This window comes from Bradyrhizobium sp. PSBB068 (assembly GCA_016839165.1).
In the GTDB taxonomy this organism is placed as follows: Bacteria; Pseudomonadota; Alphaproteobacteria; order Rhizobiales; family Xanthobacteraceae; genus Bradyrhizobium.
This window is the reverse complement of sequence record CP069300.1, coordinates 5896266-5917361: the sequence shown is the minus strand read 5'-3', so window position 1 is coordinate 5917361 and position 21096 is coordinate 5896266. Positions and strand designations below refer to the sequence as shown.

The window sequence follows — 21096 nt, the reverse complement described above, 5'->3', positions numbered from 1 at the left end:
CTGACATCGCATGATCGCGCGCCCGGTAGCGCGTTTGATCGTCAGGAGATTCTTGGAATGAAGCGTCGTGAGTTCCTCCAGCTGTCGCTCGCCACAGCCGCATCAGCCGCGCTGTCCCGTGGCGCGCAGGCGCAGGCGGACTCGAAGGAAATTCGTATCGGCTACCAGAAGAACGGCGTGCTGGTTATCACGCGGCAGCGCGAGTCCTTGGAAAATCATTTCAAGCCACAGGGCGTCAGTGTGAAATGGGTCGAATTCTCGTCGGGCCCGCCGATGATGGAGGCGATGAATGTCGGCAGCGTCGATTACGGCGCAGTCGGCGATTCCCCGCCGATTTTCGCCCAGGCCGCGGGTGCGGCGATCGTCTATGCCGCGGCCCAGCCCATCATCAACGGATCGGGCATCCTGGTGCCGCAGAACTCGGCAATCAAGACCATTGCCGACCTCAAGGGCAAGCGCGTCGGCTTCACCAAGGGATCCAGCGCGCATAACGTCGTGATCCAGACCCTGGAGAAGGCCGGGCTGACCTATAATGACATCACACCGGTCTATCTGACGCCGCCGGACGCCGGCCCCGCCTTCGCCAATGGCGGCATCGATGCCTGGGCGATCTGGGATCCGTATTTCGCGATCGCCGAGACCAAGCAGAACGGCCGCATTCTGATCAATACAAGCGACGTCACCAAGACCAACGCGTTCTACATCGCCAACCGCGACTTCGCGAACAAGCACGGCGCATTGCTGCAGCAGATCGTCGACGTCACGACGTCGAGCGCGAAGTGGGCGGAGGCGCATCCCGACGAGGTCGCGAAATCGCTGGCTGCCGTCACCGGCGTGCCGCTCGATATCCAGACCATCGCGGCGCGGCGGGCCGGCTTCTCGGTCGGCCCCGTGACCGATGACGTGGTTGCAACCCAGCAGGGTGTTGCCGATCGCTTTTTCAAGCTGGGCCTGATCCCGAAGCAGATCGCGATCCGCGACATCGTCTGGCGCAATACCCAGACCTGATCGGCGTGTGATTGGTCATTGCAATGCAGAGGAATTTCCCATGACGCGTTTGTTCCGGCGCTGGGTCGCCCGCGCGGTGATATCGGTCAGCATCGTCGCGGCGACGGTCGGCGCGTCCTACGGTCAGGACAAGGTGGTCCGCATCGGCTTCCAGAAATACGGCAAGCTGGTTTTGCTCAAGAGCAAGGGCTCGCTCGAGCAGAAGCTGAAGTCGGTCGGCTACTCGGTCGTCTGGACCGAGTTTCCGTCCGGGCCGCCGCTGCTCGAGGCGCTCAATGTCGGCGCGATCGATTTCGGCAACACCGGCGAGGCGCCGCCGATCTTCGCGCAGGCCGCGGGCGCGCCGATCCAGTATGTCGCCTACGAGCCACCGGCGCCGAAAGGCGAGGCGATCCTGGTGCCGAAGGACAGCCCGATCAAGTCGGTCACTGACCTCAAGGGCAAGAAAGTCGCGCTCAACAAGGGCTCCAACGTCCACTATCTGCTGGTGAAGGCGCTGGAGAAGGCCGGCGTCAAATATTCCGAGATCGAGCCGGTGTTCCTGGCGCCGGCTGATGCACGCGCGGCGTTCGAGCGTGGTGCGGTCGATGCCTGGGTGATCTGGGATCCGTTCCAGGCCGCGGCAGAAGCTGCGACCGGTGCGCGCACGGTTGCCGACGGCACCGGCGTCGTCGCCAACTACCAGTTCTACTTCGCCTCGAAGAAGTTCTTGCAGGCCGATGCGAAGATCGTCGAGCTGGTGCTGGCGCAGCTCAGCGAAGTCGATGACTGGGCCAAGAGCGATATCCACGCCGTCGCCGAACAGCTGGCGCCAAACATCGGCCTGTCGGTGCCGGTGGTGGAGGTCGCGCTGAAGCGGCAGGCCTACGGCATCAAGCCGGTCACCGATGCCGTCATCGCGGATCAGCAACAGGTTGCCGACACGTTCTTCGCGCTCGGCCTGATCCCCAAACAAATCAAGATTTCCGACGTCGCATGGAGGCCGGGCACGTGAGCACCCCAACCAACGCCAACATCCTCTGGTTCCTGCCGACCCATGGCGACAGCCGCTATCTCGGCACGTCGATCGGCGGCCGCGAGGTGAACTTCAACTATCTGCGCCAGATCGCGCAGGCCGCCGACCAGCTCGGCTATTACGGCGTGCTGCTGCCGACCGGGCGGAGTTGCGAGGACTCCTGGGTGGTGGCCTCGGCCGTCGCGCCCTGGACCGAGCGGCTGCGTTACCTCGTGGCGGTCAGGCCCGGCCTGCAGTCGCCGAGCGTCGCCGCCCGCATGACCGCGACCTTGGACCGGCTGTCGAACGGCCGCCTGCTGATCAACGTCGTCACCGGCGGCGATCCGATCGAGAACAAGGGCGACGGCATCTTCCTCGACCACGACGAGCGCTATGCGGTGACCCGCGAGTTTCTCAACGTCTACAGCGATCTGCTCGCGGGCAAGACGGTCAACGTCGAGGGCCAGCACATAAGGATCGAGGACGGCCGTCTGCTGTTCAATCCGGTGCAGTCGCCGCGGCCGCCGCTGTATTTCGGCGGCTCGTCGGATGCCGGCATCGACGTCGCGGTCGACACCGTCGACAAGTACCTGACCTGGGGTGAGCCGCCGGCGCAGGTCGCCGAGAAGATCGCCAAGGTGAAGGCGGTTGCCGCGCAGCGCGGCCGCAAGCTCTCGTTCGGCATCCGCCTGCACGTGATCGTGCGCGAGACCAATGCCGAGGCGTGGAAGGCGGCCGACGAGCTGATCCAGTACGTCACCGACGACACCATCGCTACCGCGCAAAAGATCTTCTCGCGGATGGATTCGGTCGGCCAGCAGCGGATGGCGCAGCTGCATGGCGGCCGGCGCGACCAGCTCGAGATCAGCCCGAACCTGTGGGCCGGCGTCGGCCTGGTGCGCGGCGGTGCCGGCACCGCGCTGGTCGGCGATCCCGAGACCGTCGCAGCGCGGATCAAGGAGTATCAGGAGATCGGCGTCGATACGTTCATCATGTCGGGTTACCCGCATCTGGAGGAAGCCTATCGCTTCGCCGAGCTGGTGTTCCCGCTGCTGTCGCTTGCGCACGGCAACAACGTGACGTCGATCAGGGTCAACACCGGGCCGTTCGGTGAGACCATCGGCAACGAATATCGGCCGCAGAAACAGGCGTCGCAATCATGAGCTTGATCGATTCACTCCCGCGCCGCAAAGCGTTTTCGAGCGAGGTGGGTGCCGGTTCGCGTGAAGAAAACACGTCAAACCAAAAATCTGAAGCTCCGATCCGATCCGATCGGAACGGAAGCAGCTCCAGCGTTCTCAAATTGCCCAGGGTCGACGGCCTGATCCCGTGGATCGTGCCGCTCGCGATCGTTCTGATCTGGCAGCTTGCCTGCGTCACCGGCTACGTGCCGTCACGCGTGCTCCCGGCGCCGACCGATGTCGCGCTTGCGGGGTGGAAGCTGCTGCTCTCGGGCGAGCTGGTCCGCAACATCTGGGTCAGCTTCTGGCGCGCCTCGATCGGCTTTGTGATCGGCGGCGGCATCGGCTTCGCCTTCGGCCTCGCCAACGGGTTGTCGCAACTATCGGCGAAGCTCACCGACACCACGCTGCAAATGGTGCGCAACATCCCGCATCTGGCCTTGATCCCGCTCGTCATCCTCTGGTTCGGCATCGACGAGTCGGCCAAGCTCTTTCTCGTGGCGCTCGGCGTGTTCTTCCCGATCTATCTCAACACGCTGCACGGCATCCGTACCGTCGATCCGCAGCTGATCGAGATGGGCCGGATCTACGGCATGACCGACGGCGAGCTGTTCCGCCGGGTGATCTTCCCCGGCGCGTTGCCCTCGATCTTCGTCGGCCTGCGCTTTGCGCTCGGCATCATGTGGCTGACCTTGATCGTCGCGGAGACCATCGCGGCCTCGTCGGGGCTCGGATACATGGCGATGCAGGCCCGCGAGTTCATGCTGATCGATGTCGTCGTGCTCTCGATCCTGATCTACGCCTTGCTCGGCAAGCTCGCCGACAGCGCCTCGCGGGCGCTGGAGCGGCTGACCTTGTCATGGCATCCCGCCTTCCAGAAGAAGTGAGAATGAGAATGCAAGAAGCGCTTCGTTTCCAGGCGGTGGACGGCGAGCCGGTCGACCGCGCCGACATTGTCGTGCAGGCGCGGCAGCTGCGGCGAGCGCCCGAAGCCGCGGCGCGCGGCCTGTCGCTGACCATCCGCGGCCTGCGCAAGGCGTTCGGCGACAATGAGGTGCTGCGCGGCATCGACCTGCACATCCCGGCCGGCCAGTTCGTCGCGATCGTCGGCCGTAGCGGCTGCGGCAAGAGCACGCTGCTGCGCCTGATCGCGGGACTCGACGCGCCGACCGCGGGCAGCATCGCTTTCGGCGAACAGCCGCGGGCTCAGGATGTCCGCGTCATGTTCCAGGAGCCGCGGTTGCTGCCCTGGGCGCGGGTGCTCTCCAATGTCGAGGTCGGGCTGGGGCGCGAGCGTTCCTCGGCCGATGCGCAGGCGCGCGCCGAGCGCGCGCTGGTCGAGGTCGGCCTCGGCGACAAGCGCGGCCAGTGGCCGGCGGTGCTCTCCGGCGGCCAGAAGCAGCGCGTCGCACTGGCGCGGGCGCTGGTCAGCCAGCCGCGTGTGCTGGCGTTCGACGAGCCGCTCGGCGCGCTCGACGCGCTGACCCGGATCTCGATGCAGCAATTGCTGGAGCGGGTCTGGCGCGACCAGGACTTTACCGCGATCCTGGTGACGCACGACGTCGCCGAGGCGGTCGCGCTCGCCGACCGCGTGCTGGTCATCGAGGACGGCCGGATCGCCGAGGATGTCACGATCGACCTGCGGCGGCCGCGCCGGCGCGGTTCGGCCGAGCTCGCCGCGCTGGAAGGCGAGATCCTGAAGCACCTGCTCGAGGGCAGTGAAGACACATCCGGTCTGTGAGGTCGCCATGAACTCCGTCGTGCGCAATGTTTCGATCGAACCCGCGGTCAGCGCCGCCGACTTTCGCGGCGCGATGCGCCATCTCACCGGCGGCGTCAGCATCATCACGGCCGGTAAGGGCAAGGACATCTCGGGGATGACGGTGACCTCGGTGTCGTCGCTGTCGGTCGAGCCGCCGTCGCTGATCGTCAGCATCAACCGCGCCGCCTCTTCCTGGCCGCTGATCGCGCGTCACGGCGCGTTCGGCGTCAACATTCTGAACGCAGATCAGCTCGAGATCGCCGAGCGTTTCACCGGCAAGGGCGGCCTGAAGGGCGCCGAGCGGTTCGAAGGTGCCGAATGGGCGACGCGCGCGACGGGTGTTCCGTTGCTGGTCGGCGCGCTGGCGGCGATCGACTGCGAGGTCGAGGAGATCATCGAGCGGCATTCTCATGCAATCGTCATCGGCCGCGTGCTCGATGTGATCGCATCGGAACGCACCGCCGCGCTGGCGTATTGGCACGGCGAATACGTCGCGATCGACCGCGACGAGGACGCCGCCAGGCTGGCCGAGGTCAGCCTGCCATCACGGCACGTCCACGCCCGGGACGTGGGTTAGGCTCTGATCCGCGCAGCCGCGCCGCCCGTCCGGATCTGCCTTTAAAGCGCGATGATATTTGGTTGAATCGTCATCGCGCTTTAGCTCTTGTTTGAGCATGATCTTTTCGGAAAACCGCTTCGCACTTTTCCGGATCATGCTTCAGAGGACCGCGCTCAGCGTCGCCGGGCTGTCGATGATCACGGTGCTGCCGCGGACGCCGTACCAGACCGCCTGAACGGACTGGGCCGCGTTGGCGAGCGGGATGCCGACGACCAGCGTGGTCGGGATGCGGCCCGAACTGATCGGCACCGGCTCATTGTAGGTGAAGCTCGCCACGACTGGCGAAATCGCGCCGTTGACGCTGACACCGAATGTGCCGCCTGGATTTTCGTTGCCGGTGGCATAGGGCATCGGAACGTTGAGGGTGATGACGGCCGTGGTGCCGACGCCTTCGGGAATCGTCAGAGCGAGGCCGGGAATCGGCGTCCAGGTGGGGGCATTCGTCGAATGGTTGCCGCTGGTCTGCGCGTAAAGAGCCATATCACTCTCCAGTTGTCTAAAAGTAAAATCACAATAGGAGATTGAATACGGCAACCGGCCGCAAGATTCAAGGGATCAACGGCAGGGAGGCCGGCGCAGCATGTTGGCCGTGGCGGTTTTCCGGCAAGCGCACTAAAAGCCGCGGATATTTCGGAGACGTGACGGTTCGATGAAGCGCCTGGGAGCCTGGCTGTTCTATCTCGTGGGTGCGATCGCCGTCGCCTATCTCGCGCTCTATGCCTATGTGACCTTCACCGGCCGCGACATCACGCCGGGCGATCCGATCCGGATCTTTCGCAAGCCTGATGCGCCGAACTATTCGTGAGGCAAGGCACGCAGCGGGATTTCCCCGCCGCTTGCTTGCTCAGCCGGCGTTGGCCATGCGCTGATAGTCGGGCGCGCCGTTGCCGGCCGGGGTGATCGGGATGCCGCCGTCGGCATATTCGTTCAGCTTGTTGCGCAGCGTCCGGATCGAGATGCCGAGGATGTTGGCCGCATGGGTGCGGTTGCCGAGGCAGTGCTTCAAAGTTTCCAGGATCAGATCGCGTTCGACGTCGGCGACGGTGCGGCCGACCAGCGCGCGGGTGACCTGCTCGGCGGCCAGCGTCGCATGCGCCACCGCGGGCGCGGTCTTGGCAAGGTCGAGGCGGTCGCCGTCGGGGGTCAGGATCGCATCGGGGCCGATCTCGTCGCCTTGCGCCATCAGCACCGAGCGATGGATGGTGTTCTCGAGCTCGCGGACGTTGCCCTGCCAGCGGTTCGCGGTCAGGACGCGGCGGGCCTCGGCGGAGATCGGACGGACCGGAAGGCCGTTGGCTTCGGCATATTTCTTGGCGAAATGCTGCGCCAGTTCGAGGATGTCGGCCGGACGATCGCGCAGCGGCGGGATCTTCAGATTGACGACGTTGAGGCGGAACAGCAGGTCCTCGCGGAAGCTGCCTTCGCGCACCGCCTCGGACAGATTGCGGTTCGAGGTCGCGATGATGCGGATGTCGACCGGAACCGGCCTGGTGCCGCCGACGCGGTCGATCACCCGCTCCTGAATCGCGCGCAACAGCTTTGATTGCAGGCGGACGTCCATCTCGGAGATTTCGTCGAGCAGCAGCGTGCCGCCGGTCGCTTCCTCGAACTTGCCGATCCGGCGGGCCACCGCGCCGGTGAAGGCGCCCTTCTCGTGGCCGAACAGCTCGGATTCCAGTAGGTGCTCGGGGATCGCCGCGCAGTTGATCGAGATGAACGGCCGCTTGGCGCGGGCCGAGCGCGAGTGGACATAGCGCGCCAGCACTTCCTTGCCGGTGCCGGACTCGCCGGTGATCATGACCGAGGCGTCGGAGCCCGCGATCTGCTGCGCCAGCTTGATCACCCGGCCCATCGCCTCGTCGCGCCAGATCAGGTCGCGCGCGTCGTTGGCGACCGCGGCGAGCACGGCTGCGATCAGCTCGGGGTCGGGCGGCAGCGGGATGTATTCCTTGGCGCCGGCGTGAATCGCGGCGACCGCGGCGCGGGCGTCGTTGGAGATGCCGCAGGCGACGATCGGCACGTGGATGTGCTCGGCCTCGAGCCGCATCACGAGATCGCGGATGTCGAGGCCGACATCGACCAGCAGCAGGTCGGCGCCCTTGCCGCCGCGCAGCACGTTCATCGCCTGTTCGGCGGCCTCGGCGTGGGTCACCGAGGCGCCGTTGTCCATCGCGATCTTGGTCGCGGTCGTGAGCTGGCCCTTCAGGGTGCCAACGATGAGAAGCCGCATGATGATCTCCTGTTCGTCTGGTCGCGCAGGTTCCGCGCGCTACCGTTGCATTCGTTTAAGAGCGTTCTGCCTTGATGATTTCGGTCATGGTCACGCCGAGCTTGTCTTCCACCAGCACCACTTCACCACGCGCCACCAGGCGGTTGTTGACATAGATGTCGATCGCCTCGCCGACCCGGCGGTCGAGTTCGAGCACGGTGCCCGGCCCGAGCTTCAGGAGGTCGCCGACGTCCATCTTGGAGCGGCCGAGCACCGCCGAAACCTGCACCGGCACGTCGAACACGGCCTCGAGGTCGGCCGCGATGCGCGCGGCATTTTCGTCCTCGTTGTAGCCGATGTCGTCGATCCCGGGCGCATCGGCGGCGTTGAGATCGGGAAGCGGGACGTGGGTGTCGGTGTCGCTCATGGTTCAGCCCTCAATCGCCTTCAGCCGGCCTGGCCGCGGGACGCCAGATAGCGCCCGACGAGTTCGTTGATCTTGCCTTCGATCGCGGCGCGCTCCAGCACGACGCCGCCGTCAGCCCATTCGATCCGGCAGTCGCCGGTCGCGATGGTCGGCTCGGCCAGGATCACCAGCCGGCCCTGGAAGCCCGAATGCGCCGCCATCTGCTCGATGTTGTGATGCGCCGCCTCATACAGCGCGTCGTTGATGCGGACCACGAGATGCGGCGTCGCCACCAGATGCGAGAAGCAGTCGCTGACCAAGGCGGTGATCTCGCCGAGCGGCTCGCGCGCGACCAGCTCATTGCAGAGCTTGCGGGCGACCGCGACGGCGACGTCGACCGCCTCGGTCTCCATCCGCGTCTCGATGCCGGCAAAGCGCGCCGCAATGCCCTTGATCGCGGTGCCGATCTCTTCGAGTGCCTGCGCGGCGCGGCGGTCGCTCTCGACCTTGGCCTCGCGCAGCGCGGCCTCGTAGCCGGCGCGATAGGCCCGGGCCTCGGCGTCGGCGACCTTCTGGGCGACCTCGGCGGGTGTCGGCGCGCGCTCGCGGGCGCGGTCCGGGGCCGAGAAGTCGGTGTCGAACAGGAATTTTGCAGGTGCGGCCATCAGTACACCAGCTCGTCGTCGGCGCGGTTCTTGGTCAGCGTGATCTCGCCGCGGGCGGCGAGATCCTTGGCGAGGTTGACCAAGAGCGCCTGCGCCTCGTCGACGTCGCGCAGCCGCACCGGGCCCATCGCCGCCATGTCGTCCATCAGCATCTTGCCGGCGCGCGAGGACATGTTGCCGAGGAAGAAGCTGCGCACCTCCTCATTGGCGCTCTTCAGCGCGACGCCGAGCTTGTCCTTGTCGATGTTGCGCATCAGGGTCTGGGCCGAGGCGGAGTCGAGCTTGATCAGGTCGTCGAAGGTGAACATCAGCGCCTTGATGCGCTCGGCGGATTCACGGTTCTCTTCTTCCAGCGAGGTGATGAAGCGGGTCTCGGTCTGGCGGTCGAAATTGTTGAAGATCTCGGCCATCACCTCATGGGCATCGCGGCGGCGGGTCTGCGACAGGTTCGACATGAACTCGGTGCGCAGCGTCTGCTCGACGCGCTCGATCACTTCCTTCTGCACCGCCTCCATCCGGAGCATGCGGCCGACCACGTCGAGCGCGATGTCTTCGGGCAGGATTGCGAGCACCCGCGCGGCGTGCTCCGGCTTCAGCTTCGACAGCACCACGGCGATGGTCTGCGGGTACTCGTTCTTGAGGTAGTTGGCGAGCACCTCTTCCTGCACGTTGGAGAGCTTCTCCCACATGTTGCGGCCGGCGGGGCCGCGGATCTCGTCCATGATGCCGGTGACGCGCTCGGCCGGCAGATATTGCTGCAGCAGCCGTTCGGTGGCGTCGAAATTGCCCATCAGCGCGCCGGAGGCCGACATCCGCGAGACGAATTCCAGCATCAGGTCCTCGACCACGTCGGCCTCGACGGTGCCGAGCGTCGACATGTGGACCGACAGCTCGCGGACCTCCTCGTCGTCGAGCATCGACCAGATCTTGCCGCCATATTGTTCGCCGAGCGCGAGCATCAGGATCGCGGCGCGCTTCGGGCCGGGCAGCGGCTTGCCTTTGGGCCGGGCGCTCTGCCGGTTCGCCAGCGTCGACAGGACGGTGGCGATATCGTTGGCGTTGGTGGTCTGGGGTACGGCGGCCATGTCAGTTCTCTACCGGCTCGCTCAGCCATTGACGGACGATGGAGACGGTCTCGTTCGGATTGCGCTCGGCGAGCTCGCCGACCCGGTGCACGGCCTGGGCGTGCACCTGGCCCTGGATCTGGGCCACGTCGATCAACTGCGCCGTGCCGCTGCCGCTCGGGATCAGCGCCTGGCCGGTCGCCCCGGCGCTCTCGGCATGGGCTTCGGCGAGCGCAGGCAGGCCGCCGCCGGCGAGCGACGGAATGGCGTCGGCCGCGACGATGCGCTTGACCAGCGGACGCACCACCATGAACAGCACCACCAGGCCCAGCATCATCATGACGCCGAGCTCGATGACGTACATCACGTCATCCTTGGTGAATTGCAGCATGCCGAGCAGGCCGGTCGGCTCGCTGATCGGCTGCGAGGCGGGCGGCTCGGCGAAGCGGAGGTTGACGACCTCGACCTGGTCGCCGCGCTTCTGGTCGAAGCCGATCGCGGAACGGACCAGGGCGGCGATGCGGTCGAGCTGCTCCTTGGTGCGGTCCTGGTAGACCATCTCGCCTTTTTCGTTCTTGGCGTAGGCGCCGTCGACCAGCACCGCGACCGAGATGCGGTTGACGCGGCCGGCCTCGGTCACCTCGGTCTTGGTGGTGCGGGAGATCTCGTAATTGTTGGTCTCCTCGCTCTTCTTGCTCTGGTCGCGGGCGCGGGCGGCGTTGTCCTGGTTCTGGCTGCCCGGCAGCTCGTTGGCGACGGTGACCTGGCCGGAATTGTCGGCGGTGAGGCTCGATTCCTCGCGGGTCTGGGTCGAGCGCAGCACGCGGCCTTCGGGGTCGAACTTGTCCGAGGTCTGGGTGATCTTGTTGTAGTCGAAGTCGGCGGAGAGCTGGACGCGGGCGCGGCCGGCGCCGACCACCGAGGAGACGATGTCCTCGACCTGCTTGCGCATCCGCTTCTCGAAGGCGGCGCGGCGCTCGTCGCCAACAGCGGCATCGGCGTCGGATTGGGCGCCGTCGGCGAGCAGCTGGCCGGCTTCGTCGACGATCGAGACCCGTTGCGGCTTCAGCCCGTTGACCGCGGAGGCGACGACATGGCGGATCGCGCGGATCTGCTGCTGCTCCAGCGCGCCGCGCACCCGCAGCACGATCGAGGCCGAGGGCTCCGGCGTCTCGCGCGAGAACAGCGGCTTTTCCGGCAGCACGAGGTGGACGCGCGCGGCCTGGACGCGGTCGATGGCGCGGATGGTGCGGGCGAGCTCGCCCTCCAGCGCGCGCAGATGATTGATGTTCTGGACGAAGCTCGTGGTGCCCAGCGCGTCCGACTTGTCGAAGATCTCGTAGCCGACGCCGCCGCCCTTGGGCATGCCGCCCTCGGCGAGCTTCATCCTGAGCCGCGTCACCTTGTCCTTCGGCACCATGATCGCGGCGCCGTCATTGCGCAGTTCGAACGGGATCGCCTGGCGCTCCAGCTCCTTGATGATGGCCGAGGAATCCTCGGTCGACAGGTCGGTGAACAGGGTGGTCATCTGCGGCGTGGTGACGCGCATGATGACGAACGCGAAGAAGCCGATCAGGGCCGCAGTGACCGCAACCATGGCCGCGAGGCGGGCCGCACCAAGACCTCTCAGGAAAGCAACCAGACTTTGCACCAACGGCCCCCAGGGATTCGGCCCGCGTGGGTCCGACTGGGCAAATATTGCCTAGGGTATGGTTTCCATATGGTTAACGAAGGTTAAGAACCGCGGCAAAAACGCGGACATGAAAAAAACCGGCTTCGCAGAGCGAGGCCGGTTTTCGTCAAATGCCACGGATATTGGCAGGGTTACTGCCGGTATTGCTGGATACGTGTGGTGCGCAGTCCGGCCAGACCATGCTGGTCGATCGAGAACTGCCAGGAAAGGAATTCATCGACGGTCAGCGTATAGCGGCTGCAGGCCTCCTCGAGGGAGAGCAGGCCGCCGCGGACCGCAGCGACGACTTCGGCCTTGCGGCGGATGACCCACCGTTTGGTACCGGGGGCCGGCAAATCCGCAATCGTTAACGGGCTGCCGTCAGGCCCGATGACGTATTTCACCCTCGGGCGATGGGGTTCTGTCATGGTGTACTCACAAACTCTCAACCACTGAACTCGCGATTGGTAACCTACGCCTCCCGGTTTAAAATTTGCCTAAGCCCAAGCGTTCAATACGAATCTCGTTGGAACGGCCGGGAACAGGTGGCCGGGAAGGGGACGGCGAGGGAGCGGATCGGCTGCTGGACAGGCGGCTTCGCAGGGTTTCGTCGGGCAACGGAGCAAGCGGTACCCCTCTCCCTAACCCTCCCCCGCAAGGGGGGAGGGAACCCGCCCGCCGGTACGTCCCTCACAAATCTGACGTGTAATGACTCGCGCCAAGTGAGGTGAGCACACCAGTCAGGCTCACTCCCCCCTTGCGGGGGAGGGTTGGGGAGAGGGGTGGCCCCGGGCGAGATGCTCGATCGGAAGCTCGCTTCCACAATCTCGCCCCGCCGAACGTGAACGATCGTCGTGGTTCCCGCCTCTTCAACTATCCTTGATCTCCGCACTCGGAGCGACGCCGCGCGTAACCGCGCGCGGTTGCCTGCGTAGGAATGATTGTCTGCTCGCCGCAGATCGGCGCGCATCGCCAATCCTCCCATTCGGGTCCTTGTCATGATGATGAACAGACGCGCTTTCTCGACCGCCCTGCTTGCCGGTGCGGCAGCTTCACTGGTGTCCTCGCGCGGTTTTGCCGCACCCACGCTGCCGGTGCAGGCGCGCAATGTCGTGCTGGTGCACGGCCTGTTCGCCGACGGCTCGTGCTGGTCCGAGGTCATTCCGCGCCTGCAGGCCGCCGGGCTCAACGTGACGTCCGTGCAGAATCCGTTGACCACGCTGCCGGAGGCGGTCGCCTCGGCGCAGCACGTGCTCGATCGCCAGGATGGCCCGACCGTTCTGGTCGGCCATTCCTTCTCCGGCATGATCGTCACCGAAGCCGGTGTGCATCCGAACGTTTCGGCGCTGGTCTATGTCGCCGCGCGCGCGCCCGATGCGGATGAGGACTACACCGCATTGGCGAAAACCTATCCGACGCCGCCGGCGAGCGCCGGCATCGTGTTCGACGGCGACGAGGGCCGGTTGAGCGAAGCCGCGTTCCTGCGCGATTTCGCCGGCGACCTGCCGGAAGCCAAGGCGAAGGTGCTCTACGCCGTGCAGCAGCCGTTCCACAAGCAACTGCTTACTGGCAGGACCAGCCAAGCGGCCTGGCGCAGCAAGCCGAGCTATTACGCGGTCTCGACCGAGGACCGCACCATCAATCCGGATCTCGAACGCTTCATGGCGAAGCGGATGGGCGCCACCACGATCGAGCTGAAGGCCAGTCACCTCGCGCTGATCTCGCAGCCCGACCCGATCGCGCGGCTGATCCTCGACGCCGCAGGACGGCCGGAGTGAGTGCCAGCTCCCTCCACGCATCAATAACACAGCGGCCCTGGCAACGCTGAGCGTTCCCAGGGCCGCTTGGCATGCGCTCTATAAGATATGCGCACCATGGCTGTTGAGAATGCCGTGGTCACCCGTGAGCGGGATCAGGTCATGGACGACCGCATCGACATCGACCGGCGCGTTCGCGGTATTGCCGGAGGCAACGTTGCCGGCCAGCGCATGGCTGAGATTGAGTCCGCCGAGCAGGTTGCCGACCAACCCGTCCGCGCCGGCTCCGCCGAGCGATGGAATGCTGAGCGGACCATTCGTGCCGGTCAGCGCGCCGAGATCGAGCAGATGCGGTCCGTTCGCACCGACATCGACGGCGTTGACCTCGACGGTGTGATGATCGCCTGAGGTCGGCGCGGCAAGGATATCGATCGCCTGTCCGTTCGGTTGCGTCGGACCGACGTCGAGAGTGACGAGATGGCCGCTGTTCGGGTTGCCGAGGCTGCCGACGATTCCGCCGAGCAGTCCGCCGTCGCCGGCATTGTTCCCGCCATTCGCCGTCACCAGCGGCAGGCTCTGCAGGTCGTGGCCGACAGCCTGGATCAGATTGTCGACGGGATTGGTCGGGTCGTCCTTTCCACTGACAACACCGGTCAACAAATTGGCCGGCACGGCATCGACTGCGTGCACGGTATCGGTGAGATCGGCGCCGAGATGCGTCACCGCATCGGTCGCATGGCCTGCGAGGACGTCGCCGGGCGTGTTGAGCAGATCGGTCAAGAGATTGCTGTGCCCGTCGGCAGCGGGCGGAGCGCCGAGTTGTCCGAGCCCGACCGTGCCGGCGAGATTGGTGACGGCGTGAACCGCGTTGTCGAGGCCCGCCTCATGCCCGATCGTCGTGAGAAGACCGCTTGCGTCGGACGCGCCGGCGTTGACCGCGTTCAGCACCGGTTGCAGCAATCCGTGCTGTCCGGCGAGCACCAGGCCGTTGCCTTGGCCGAGACCGGCCGGCAGCGCGCCGATCGCATTCACGGTATCGGTGAGGTCGGCGCCCAGATTCGTCACGGCGTCGGAGGTGTGACCTGCCAGGACGTCGCCGGGCGTGTTGAGCAGGTCGGTCAGGAGATTGGAATGGCCGTCGGCAGCGGGGGTGGCGCCGAGCTGTCCGAGTCCGACCGTGCCGGCGAGGCCGGTGATGGCGTGGCCCGTGCCGTCCAGTCCCGCCTGCTGCCCGATCGTGGTGAGCAGACCGGCTGCGTTGGACGCGGCCGCGTTGACCGGGTTCAGCACCGGCTGGAGCAGCCCGTGCTGTCCGGCGAGCATCAGGCCATTGCCGGGGCCCGGTGATCCGCCGCTTCCGGAACCTCCGCCGCTGGAGCTGCCGCCGCCTGAAGAGGTGTTGCCGCCACCCGAGCCGCTACCGCCCGAAGCGCCACCGCCCGACGAGCCGCCGCCTGAGCTGCCGCCACCAGAACTTCCCCCGCTTGAAGTGCCGCCACCTGAGCTACCCGAGCCTGAAGCTCCCGCACCCGAGGAGCCTCCGCCCGAGGCGCCGGAACCCGGTGATCCCGTCATGCCGCCCGACGCCGAGCCACCGCCTCCTGCATCCGCGCCGCCGCCGTCTGCCGATTGTCCTGATGATCCGGAGCTGCCTGATCCGGACGAGGAGTCTCCGGGAGCCGTGCCCTGTCCCATGGCCAAATATTGATCAGCATACGCATTCGGGTCGCTCATGTGGTTTGCCTCCGTGTTGCGTCTAACCGGAGCAAAAACCGTGGTTTGAACGGATTGGTTGCGTCGCGCGCGCGCTTGTGCCCGAACGTGGCAAACAGCCGATGTGCGGCACGATTCAAATTTTCATCAAGCGAGCAGATGATGACGGTGGGCCTCGATGCGCGCGGCCCCGCGGGTGACCAATCCGGGATGGGTCGCTAGGCGCCGGGGTGTGGTTCGTCGTGCCGGATCACTTGCCGCTCAGCGCCAAGCAGATAAACACCGATCCCGACGAGGAACGCGAGCGACCAGACTTCCCAAACGGCGAATTTCAAATGGATGGCGATTGGAAGCGATGCAGCCGCCATGCAAATACTACCCAATATCCGAGGAAACATGGTGTGGCTCTAACAGGTTTCTGAAACTGCGATGGAGGTATCGAGCTCCGGATGGTACGGACGCTCACTTACGCACAGCTGACACGGCGACGCCGCCCGCTCGTTGCGGCCGGTTTCTCCGCAGAGATGCTTACTGTTTCCTGAAGCCGCCAGGCATGGACGCCGAACCGGCCGGCCTTGCGATCAGCGCTGCCGGCAGTTCGGGATGCAAATTTCTCTTGGCTGGCGGTCAGGGCATCCGCTCTGCCCAAACGAGATGAATGTGCAACCAGATTACGGATCGCTGCAAATTGTCGGGATACGCATCGGGCGGCTGCCCCGAAATCCCGGCTGCGCTCTTACTCGCCGGCGGCCGGCGGCAGCCGCTCCCGGAGCGCCGCGATCTCGAGCATGACGTTGATGGCGATTGTCTTGAGGCGCGCATTCTCGGCCATCGTCTCGGCGAGCTGAGGATGGATCGCTGCCGCGGGCTGGCGGGAGCCCTGGGCGAGTTCTGGTGGGGTGGGGCGTGTCGGGGTCACGAGCTTACTCTTGCCGGTGGTCGAGGGGACCAGCCTGTAGCTGCTGCGAAGTTTAGGGGCAGAATCGACGCTCAAGCGCGGTACACAAAAGATAACGCCGGCTTGCTTACAGGCAGCTTACATGGAATTAATTTTGTTGCTGATTGTGTCTGTTGACTGCTTGGGCAGATGCCGGGTTCAACGAGCCGTGGCACTGATTTGCCCGAAATCTATTTCTCTTTATCAGAAATCGAGCGCGATGTGTGGTTGCTCCGTCTCACCCGAGGGGTGCTGCGCATCGTCAGGAGTGTTGCGGTGAGATGGTGAGATGCGGTGGACGCCGATTGCGCAACTGACGAGTGCGCATGCGGCGGACGGTGAAGTCGTGTGCTTCCGCAGGGACGACAGCGATGTATGTGGCGTACGCGACGCTCAAGGCGCGCGTGCAGCTTTCGCGAAACTCAGGGTCCGATCGGCAGGATGCAGCGAAGCCTTGACTTCTTAGCTACCGCTGCCGCCGGTCGTGCCGCGCACCACGCGCTTGACCTTGTCGGTGGTGTAGGTCTGGCCGCCGATCGAGAGCAGCGGCGGGGAGGCGGTGAGATCGACGGAGTCGACCATCCCCTGAATCTCGGTCGAGATGGCCAGGTCGTTGCCCTTGGAATCCTTGCCGGTCGCGGTCAGCGTGTAGGTGCCGGCCGGCCATTGCGTGCCGTCATTGCCCTTGCCGTCCCAGACGAAGCTGGCGTTGCCCTGCTTCAGGTTGAAATTGCCGGAATAGGCGGTCTGGCCGGTCGCGCTCGTGATCGTGATGGTGGCGCTGGTGGCTTGCGGCGACACCAGATTCCAGGTCGCTGATTTGTTGAACTGCGTCTTGCTGCCGTCGACCGCCACCGTGTTGCCGACATAGACCAGCGCCTGGGTCGACTGCGCGCTCTTCTCGATCGCGATCAGCTGCTTGAGCTGATCGTTGGACTTCAACTGCTGCTCGACACCGGCGAACTGCACGAGCTGCTGGGTGAACTGGTTGGTGTCGAGCGGATCGAGCGGGTTCTGGTGCTGCAACTGTGTGGTCAGCAGCGTCAGGAAGGTCTGGAAGTTGTCGGCGATACCCTGCGACGAGGTCGTCATGCCGGTGCCGGTGCCGCTGCTTCCGGAGCTCGCGCCACTGTTGTTGGCCTTTCCGGAGACGACCGGTGTCGGCATGGTTGCATCGACTGCCATGGTGAACTCCTTACACTCTGATATCGACGCCGCCGAGGGCGCCGGTTGCGCGGCCGTAGGAACGGCCGGCCGCTGCGGCGGGGACGCTGTCCTCCTCGGCGACGATCAAACGATGGGCGTTCGGATTGGACTGGCCGTTGTTGTTCTGGCCCGACTGCGACTGGTCGCGCAGGCTGAACTGCAATCCACCATTGCCGGTCGACAGGCCGGCATTGTCGAGCGCGCGCTGCAGCTGGTTGGCGTCCTGGCGCAGCATCGACAGCGTTTCCGGGCGCTCGACGGTGAGATGCGAGGTCACCTGGCCATTGCGGTCGACATCGATGCGGACATCGATGCGGCCGAGCTCGGCGGGGTCGAGCCGGATCTCGAAGCGGCTCTTGCCGCTCTTGGCGGAGGCGGCGATCTGCATCGCAAGCCCGCTGAGCGGCACCGTGGCGTTTTGCGCGGCGTTGGTGACGGTCAATTGCGCGGTCGCCGACGGCGTCGTCTGGGTGGCGAGTTGTGGCTGGAGTGTGTTCGCCGCCTGCGCGCCGGGATCGGGCGTCGTGGGCTGGGCCTGCGCGGTGGCCTGGCCGCCGGCCGCCGGCGCGGCCTTGCCGTCGCCGCCCGCGTCGGCCTTGATGGCGTCGGCTGCGCCGTCCGCGTCGGCCTTCGCCTTGCCGGCAACCGCAGCCGGCTGCGTGACGGCGGGAACGATGTTGGTCGGCGCTGCCTGCGCCGTGCCGTTGCCGCCCTGGGCTGCGGCGTCCTGGCCGGCAGGTGCCGTCGCGACCGCGTCCTTCGTGGTCAGCTGCACCTTGGCTTGCGGTGTCGTCTTGGTCGCAGGCGTGCCCGCCGCGACCGTGGCGGCGAGTGTCGCGTCGCCGGTCGCGGTCGCTGCGCCCGCAGCCGTTGCCGCATCGGCGATGGCGACCTGTCCCTCGGTCTTGACGCCGGCCGCCTTGGCGACCTTGTCGGCATTCGCCGCGGTGGTCGCCGCGGTTGCGGTGCCGGCACCGGCCGGCGTTCCGACGCCGGCGGTGGTGGTGGTACCGGTGATCGCCGCGCTTGCCGCGATGGCCGCAGCCGCGATCGCGAGAGGTGCGGCCGGCTGGCTGGATGGCGCAGCCGCCGTCGCGGTCGGGTCGGTCGCCGTTGCCGCGGCAACGGGAACGGCAAGCGCGGCGCCGGCGGTTGCCGTGTTGGATGCATCCGGCTGCGGCACGGCTTGCGTCGTAGCCTTGTCGCCGGCGGGTTGCGTATCGCTGCTCGACTTCTGATCGTCCGCTTTCGATTTCGACTTGGTCTTGCGCGGTGCGTCGCTGTTGCTGTCGACCTTGTTGTCGTCGCGCGAATTGCCGGAATCCCGTGACGTTGGGTCCGGAGCCTTGCTGTTGTCACGCGAGCGCGCGTCGGTCGTCGAAGACGAATCGTCAGACCTGCGTGCGGGCGCCGGCTGGGAGTCGTGGCGGCTGTTGTCGCTCGTGGACGCAGTGTTGCTGTCGACCAGCGCGGCAAAGCCGTCATTCCCCGCCTGCGAGGCGGGATCGGGCCGCGCCGACCGCTGCGCCGAACCCTGAAAGGACCGGCCTGCCAATGCTTCCGACGTCACGCTGACCACTGCCAACCCTCGCAAATGAGACTTCCAGCGTTTTGTCAGCAAGGAGCGGGCCAACGGGGTGACGCCATAAATACCGAGTTATTTCAGATGGTTATTGGCAGCGATGGCGGGCTGGAACCGGTTCCCGGCGAGTCTCCTTTTTGCCTGGCGGCAAGATTTGCCGTCCGCACGCGGCCAGCTACGGTTTTCGCCGGATTGCCTCCCCGGAGTACGGCCTATATTAAGAGTGGCCTCCGACGCGTCCCGAACCAACCGACCCGGCCTTGGATGTGCTCTAAGGCTTTCTGGACAAAAGGCTTTTTCCAATTTCGTCACGGAGCGCATCAGCTCGCCGCGACGGTGACCAATGACCGCTTAGAGATGCTCAACAGTCTGGATCTTGAAGGCCGCCCTGAAGACACACGGATCGTCGTTGCGATGTCCGGTGGCGTCGACTCGTCGGTGACGGCTGCGCTGTTGAAGTCGCAGGGTTACGACGTGGTTGGGATCACGCTGCAGCTCTACGACCATGGCGCCGCGACCCATCGCAAGGGCGCCTGCTGCGCCGGCCGCGACATCCATGATGCGCGCAATGTTGCCGAGCGGATCGGCATCCCGCATTACGTGCTCGACTATGAAAGCCGCTTCAAGCAATCGGTGATCGACAATTTCGCCGACAGCTACGCGCTCGGCGAGACGCCGGTGCCGTGCATCGAGTGCAACCGCTCGGTCAAGTTCCGCGATCTCCTCGCGACCGCGCGCGAGCTCGGCGCGCAGGCGCTCGCCACCGGGCACTATGTCGCCTCGCGCCGGCTTGCCGACGGGGCGCGCTCGCTGGTCTGTGCGGCGGATGCCGACCGCGACCAGAGCTATTTCCTGTTCGCCACCACGCGCGAGCAGCTCAACTTCCTGCGCTTTCCGCTCGGCGACATGACCAAACCGCAGACCCGCGAGCTGGCGCGGCGCTTCGAGCTCGAGGTCGCCGACAAGCAGGACAGCCAGGACATCTGCTTCGTGCCGACCGGCCGCTACACCGACATCATCGGACGGCTGAAGCCGAATGCGATTGCACCGGGCGACATCGTCGACCTCGCCGGCAACGTCGTCGGCCAGCACCAGGGCATCGTTCATTTCACCGTCGGCCAGCGCAAGGGCCTCGGCATCGCCTCCGGCCACCCGCTCTATGTGGTCAAGCTCGACGCGGCGACGCGTCGTGTGGTGGTCGGGCCGCGTGAGGCGTTGCGGATGGATCGCATCGCACTGCGCGACGTCAACTGGATCGGCGACGGCGCGCTGGATCGCGTGATCGGCGAGGGCATCGAGATCTATGTCCGCGTGCGTTCGACGCGCGCGCCGCAGCCGGCATGGCTGCGCGCCACCGATGGCGGCTACGAGGTCGAGCTCGTCGCGGGCGAGGAGGGTGTCTCGCCCGGCCAGGCCTGCGTGTTCTACGATGCGCCGTCCGGTCAGGCGCGGGTGCTGGGCGGCGGCTTCATCAGAAGCGCGAGCGCGAGCCGCGCGGTGCGGGCCGCGACGCAGGAAACGATGGCGCAGCTCGCGGAAGCAGTTCGCGGATAGAGAAATACGAGGCGTCGGGGCAGGGAATGGCTGGGGATATCGACCGCGAAGGGGTCGAAAAGGCGTATGGCCGCTGGGCACCGATCTACGATCTCGTGTTCGGCAAGGTGTTCGATCAGGGCCGTCAGTCGACCATCGCGGAAGCCGACCGGATCGGCGGACGCGTGCTCGACGTCGGCGTCGGCACCGGATTGTCGCTGTCGGAATATGCGCGCACCACGAAACTGTGCGGTGTCGATATTTCCGAACCGATGCTGCGGCGGGCGCTCAAGCGCGTGCGCGCGCTGGGCCTCAGCAACGTCGAGACGCTGGCGGTGATGGACGCCAAGAACCTGGCGTTCCCGGATTCGTTCTTCGACGCGGTGGTCGCGCAATACGTCATCACCGCCGTGCCCGATCCCGAGGCGACGCTCGACGATTTCGTTCGCGTGCTGAAGCCGGGCGGAGAGCTGATCCTAGTCAACCACATCGGCGCCGAGAGCGGGGCGCGCCGCGTCTTCGAGCTCGCCTTCGCACCGCTGGCGCGGCGGCTCGGCTGGCGTCCGGAGTTCCCGTGGGCGCGGCTGACCAACTGGGCGGCAAGGCATGGCGGCGTTAGCCTCGCCGAACGCAGGCCGATGCCGCCGATGGGGCATTTTTCGCTGATCCGCTTCCGCAAATCGTGAGGCTTGCGCAATCTTGACCGGGAACATCGGCGCGCCGTTCCGGTTCTCTCATCATGAGGATCAACTGGACACGCGGCAGTCGGACACTTGCATTGTCTTTTG

General features: G+C 65.9%; 22 protein-coding genes. 10 read left to right on the top strand and 12 right to left on the bottom strand.

Features of this window, described 5'->3' with window-relative positions; translation table 11 throughout:
• The first annotated feature begins 57 nt into the window (after nucleotides 1–57).
• The 6 genes from JQ507_27545 (at nucleotide 58) to JQ507_27520 (ending at nucleotide 5522) form a co-directional block, all read left to right on the top strand.
• Complete coding sequence (locus JQ507_27545) at nucleotides 58–1008, top strand: sulfonate ABC transporter substrate-binding protein (GenBank protein QRI68632.1); 951 nt, start codon at nucleotides 58–60, stop codon at nucleotides 1006–1008.
• 40 nt (nucleotides 1009–1048) lie between these two features.
• Entirely contained in the window at nucleotides 1049–2002 is a 954-nt protein-coding gene (locus JQ507_27540) for a sulfonate ABC transporter substrate-binding protein (protein QRI68631.1), read from the top strand.
• Nucleotides 1984–3165, top strand: a complete 1182-nt coding sequence (gene ssuD, locus JQ507_27535; GenBank protein ID QRI68630.1) for an FMNH2-dependent alkanesulfonate monooxygenase — start codon at nucleotides 1984–1986, stop codon at nucleotides 3163–3165. Before JQ507_27540 ends, ssuD begins: the two co-directional genes overlap by 19 nt.
• Nucleotides 3166–3263: 98 nt before the next feature.
• Nucleotides 3264–4070, top strand: a complete 807-nt coding sequence (locus JQ507_27530; protein ID QRI73539.1) for an ABC transporter permease subunit — start codon at nucleotides 3264–3266, stop codon at nucleotides 4068–4070.
• 8 nt (nucleotides 4071–4078) lie between these two features.
• A complete protein-coding gene (locus tag JQ507_27525) occupies nucleotides 4079–4924 on the top strand; it encodes an ATP-binding cassette domain-containing protein (GenBank protein ID QRI73538.1) in 846 nt (281 codons plus the stop codon).
• Between the two features lie 7 nt (nucleotides 4925–4931).
• A complete protein-coding gene (locus JQ507_27520) occupies nucleotides 4932–5522 on the top strand; it encodes a flavin reductase family protein (GenBank protein QRI68629.1) in 591 nt (196 codons plus the stop codon).
• A gap of 141 nt (nucleotides 5523–5663) precedes the next feature.
• On the opposite strand, the gene JQ507_27515 is transcribed toward JQ507_27520, so the two are convergent.
• Complete coding sequence (locus JQ507_27515; protein ID QRI68628.1) at nucleotides 5664–6044, bottom strand: hypothetical protein; 381 nt, start codon at nucleotides 6042–6044, stop codon at nucleotides 5664–5666.
• 169 nt (nucleotides 6045–6213) lie between these two features.
• On the opposite strand from JQ507_27515, the gene JQ507_27510 reads away from it, so the two are divergent.
• Nucleotides 6214–6369: a hypothetical protein gene (locus tag JQ507_27510; protein ID QRI68627.1), complete on the top strand. Its 156-nt coding sequence runs from the start codon at nucleotides 6214–6216 to the stop codon at nucleotides 6367–6369.
• Between the two features lie 39 nt (nucleotides 6370–6408).
• Here the strand turns inward: JQ507_27510 and JQ507_27505 are convergent, their stop codons facing one another.
• The 6 genes from JQ507_27505 to JQ507_27480 form a co-directional block, all read right to left on the bottom strand.
• Entirely contained in the window at nucleotides 6409–7794 is a 1386-nt protein-coding gene (locus JQ507_27505) for a sigma-54-dependent Fis family transcriptional regulator (protein ID QRI68626.1), read from the bottom strand.
• Nucleotides 7795–7849: 55 nt separating this feature from the next.
• On the bottom strand, nucleotides 7850–8200 hold the full coding sequence (gene fliN / locus JQ507_27500) for a flagellar motor switch protein FliN (GenBank protein QRI68625.1): 351 nt from the start codon (nucleotides 8198–8200) through the stop codon (nucleotides 7850–7852).
• Between the two features lie 20 nt (nucleotides 8201–8220).
• Nucleotides 8221–8844: a flagellar assembly protein FliH gene (gene fliH, locus JQ507_27495; protein ID QRI68624.1), complete on the bottom strand. Its 624-nt coding sequence runs from the start codon at nucleotides 8842–8844 to the stop codon at nucleotides 8221–8223.
• Nucleotides 8844–9929 carry a flagellar motor switch protein FliG gene (gene fliG / locus JQ507_27490; protein ID QRI68623.1) on the bottom strand — a complete coding sequence of 362 codons (1086 nt, stop codon included), beginning with the start codon at nucleotides 9927–9929 and terminating at the stop codon, nucleotides 8844–8846. The genes fliH and fliG overlap by 1 nt, the downstream gene beginning before the upstream one ends.
• Nucleotide 9930: 1 nt before the next feature.
• Nucleotides 9931–11559, bottom strand: coding sequence for a flagellar M-ring protein FliF (gene fliF, locus JQ507_27485; GenBank protein QRI68622.1), 1629 nt, complete (start codon nucleotides 11557–11559; stop codon nucleotides 9931–9933).
• Nucleotides 11560–11732: 173 nt separating this feature from the next.
• Nucleotides 11733–12008, bottom strand: a complete 276-nt coding sequence (locus tag JQ507_27480; protein QRI68621.1) for a DUF1153 domain-containing protein — start codon at nucleotides 12006–12008, stop codon at nucleotides 11733–11735.
• A 570-nt stretch (nucleotides 12009–12578) separates the two neighbouring features.
• On the opposite strand from JQ507_27480, the gene JQ507_27475 reads away from it, so the two are divergent.
• A complete protein-coding gene (locus JQ507_27475) occupies nucleotides 12579–13358 on the top strand; it encodes an alpha/beta hydrolase (protein QRI68620.1) in 780 nt (259 codons plus the stop codon).
• Between the two features lie 78 nt (nucleotides 13359–13436).
• Here JQ507_27475 and JQ507_27470 read toward each other — a convergent pair whose 3' ends face one another.
• From JQ507_27470 to JQ507_27450, 5 genes are all read right to left on the bottom strand, one after another.
• The gene (locus JQ507_27470; protein QRI68619.1) at nucleotides 13437–14660 is read right to left on the bottom strand and encodes a hypothetical protein; all 1224 of its coding nucleotides are present in this window, start codon (nucleotides 14658–14660) and stop codon (nucleotides 13437–13439) included.
• Nucleotides 14661–15268: 608 nt separating this feature from the next.
• A complete protein-coding gene (locus tag JQ507_27465; GenBank protein QRI68618.1) occupies nucleotides 15269–15418 on the bottom strand; it encodes a hypothetical protein in 150 nt (49 codons plus the stop codon).
• A gap of 368 nt (nucleotides 15419–15786) precedes the next feature.
• On the bottom strand, nucleotides 15787–15969 hold the full coding sequence (locus tag JQ507_27460) for a hypothetical protein (protein QRI68617.1): 183 nt from the start codon (nucleotides 15967–15969) through the stop codon (nucleotides 15787–15789).
• A gap of 480 nt (nucleotides 15970–16449) precedes the next feature.
• Entirely contained in the window at nucleotides 16450–17172 is a 723-nt protein-coding gene (locus JQ507_27455; GenBank protein ID QRI68616.1) for a flagellar biosynthesis protein FlgD, read from the bottom strand.
• A gap of 10 nt (nucleotides 17173–17182) precedes the next feature.
• Nucleotides 17183–18772 (bottom strand): flagellar hook-length control protein FliK, encoded by a 1590-nt coding sequence (locus JQ507_27450; protein ID QRI68615.1) that lies wholly within the window; start codon nucleotides 18770–18772, stop codon nucleotides 17183–17185.
• A gap of 360 nt (nucleotides 18773–19132) precedes the next feature.
• Here JQ507_27450 and mnmA point away from each other — a divergent pair, with 360 nt between their 5' ends.
• Together mnmA and JQ507_27440 are read left to right on the top strand one after the other, a co-directional pair.
• The gene (gene mnmA / locus JQ507_27445; protein ID QRI68614.1) at nucleotides 19133–20329 is read left to right on the top strand and encodes a tRNA 2-thiouridine(34) synthase MnmA; all 1197 of its coding nucleotides are present in this window, start codon (nucleotides 19133–19135) and stop codon (nucleotides 20327–20329) included.
• Nucleotides 20330–20355: 26 nt separating this feature from the next.
• Nucleotides 20356–20994 carry a methyltransferase domain-containing protein gene (locus JQ507_27440; protein QRI68613.1) on the top strand — a complete coding sequence of 213 codons (639 nt, stop codon included), beginning with the start codon at nucleotides 20356–20358 and terminating at the stop codon, nucleotides 20992–20994.
• Nucleotides 20995–21096 lie beyond the last annotated feature (102 nt).

Bases quoted from the DNA above. Each gene is read 5' to 3' on its own strand.
- JQ507_27545 (QRI68632.1), top strand. From the start codon at position 58: ATGAAGCGTCGTGAGTTCCTCCAGCTGTCGCTCGCCACAGCCGCATCA.
- JQ507_27540 (QRI68631.1), top strand. From the start codon at position 1,049: ATGACGCGTTTGTTCCGGCGCTGGGTCGCCCGCGCGGTGATATCGGTC.
- ssuD (QRI68630.1), top strand. From the start codon at position 1,984: ATGGAGGCCGGGCACGTGAGCACCCCAACCAACGCCAACATCCTCTGG.
- JQ507_27525 (QRI73538.1), top strand. From the start codon at position 4,079: ATGCAAGAAGCGCTTCGTTTCCAGGCGGTGGACGGCGAGCCGGTCGAC.
- JQ507_27520 (QRI68629.1), top strand. From the start codon at position 4,932: ATGAACTCCGTCGTGCGCAATGTTTCGATCGAACCCGCGGTCAGCGCC.
- JQ507_27515 (QRI68628.1), bottom strand. From the start codon at position 6,044: ATGGCTCTTTACGCGCAGACCAGCGGCAACCATTCGACGAATGCCCCC.
- JQ507_27510 (QRI68627.1), top strand. From the start codon at position 6,214: ATGAAGCGCCTGGGAGCCTGGCTGTTCTATCTCGTGGGTGCGATCGCC.
- JQ507_27505 (QRI68626.1), bottom strand. From the start codon at position 7,794: ATGCGGCTTCTCATCGTTGGCACCCTGAAGGGCCAGCTCACGACCGCG.
- fliN (QRI68625.1), bottom strand. From the start codon at position 8,200: ATGAGCGACACCGACACCCACGTCCCGCTTCCCGATCTCAACGCCGCC.
- fliH (QRI68624.1), bottom strand. From the start codon at position 8,844: ATGGCCGCACCTGCAAAATTCCTGTTCGACACCGACTTCTCGGCCCCG.
- fliG (QRI68623.1), bottom strand. From the start codon at position 9,929: ATGGCCGCCGTACCCCAGACCACCAACGCCAACGATATCGCCACCGTC.
- JQ507_27480 (QRI68621.1), bottom strand. From the start codon at position 12,008: ATGACAGAACCCCATCGCCCGAGGGTGAAATACGTCATCGGGCCTGAC.
- JQ507_27475 (QRI68620.1), top strand. From the start codon at position 12,579: ATGATGATGAACAGACGCGCTTTCTCGACCGCCCTGCTTGCCGGTGCG.
- JQ507_27470 (QRI68619.1), bottom strand. From the start codon at position 14,660: ATGCTCGCCGGACAGCACGGGCTGCTCCAGCCGGTGCTGAACCCGGTC.
- JQ507_27465 (QRI68618.1), bottom strand. From the start codon at position 15,418: ATGGCGGCTGCATCGCTTCCAATCGCCATCCATTTGAAATTCGCCGTT.
- JQ507_27455 (QRI68616.1), bottom strand. From the start codon at position 17,172: ATGGCAGTCGATGCAACCATGCCGACACCGGTCGTCTCCGGAAAGGCC.
- mnmA (QRI68614.1), top strand. From the start codon at position 19,133: ATGCTCAACAGTCTGGATCTTGAAGGCCGCCCTGAAGACACACGGATC.
- JQ507_27440 (QRI68613.1), top strand. From the start codon at position 20,356: ATGGCTGGGGATATCGACCGCGAAGGGGTCGAAAAGGCGTATGGCCGC.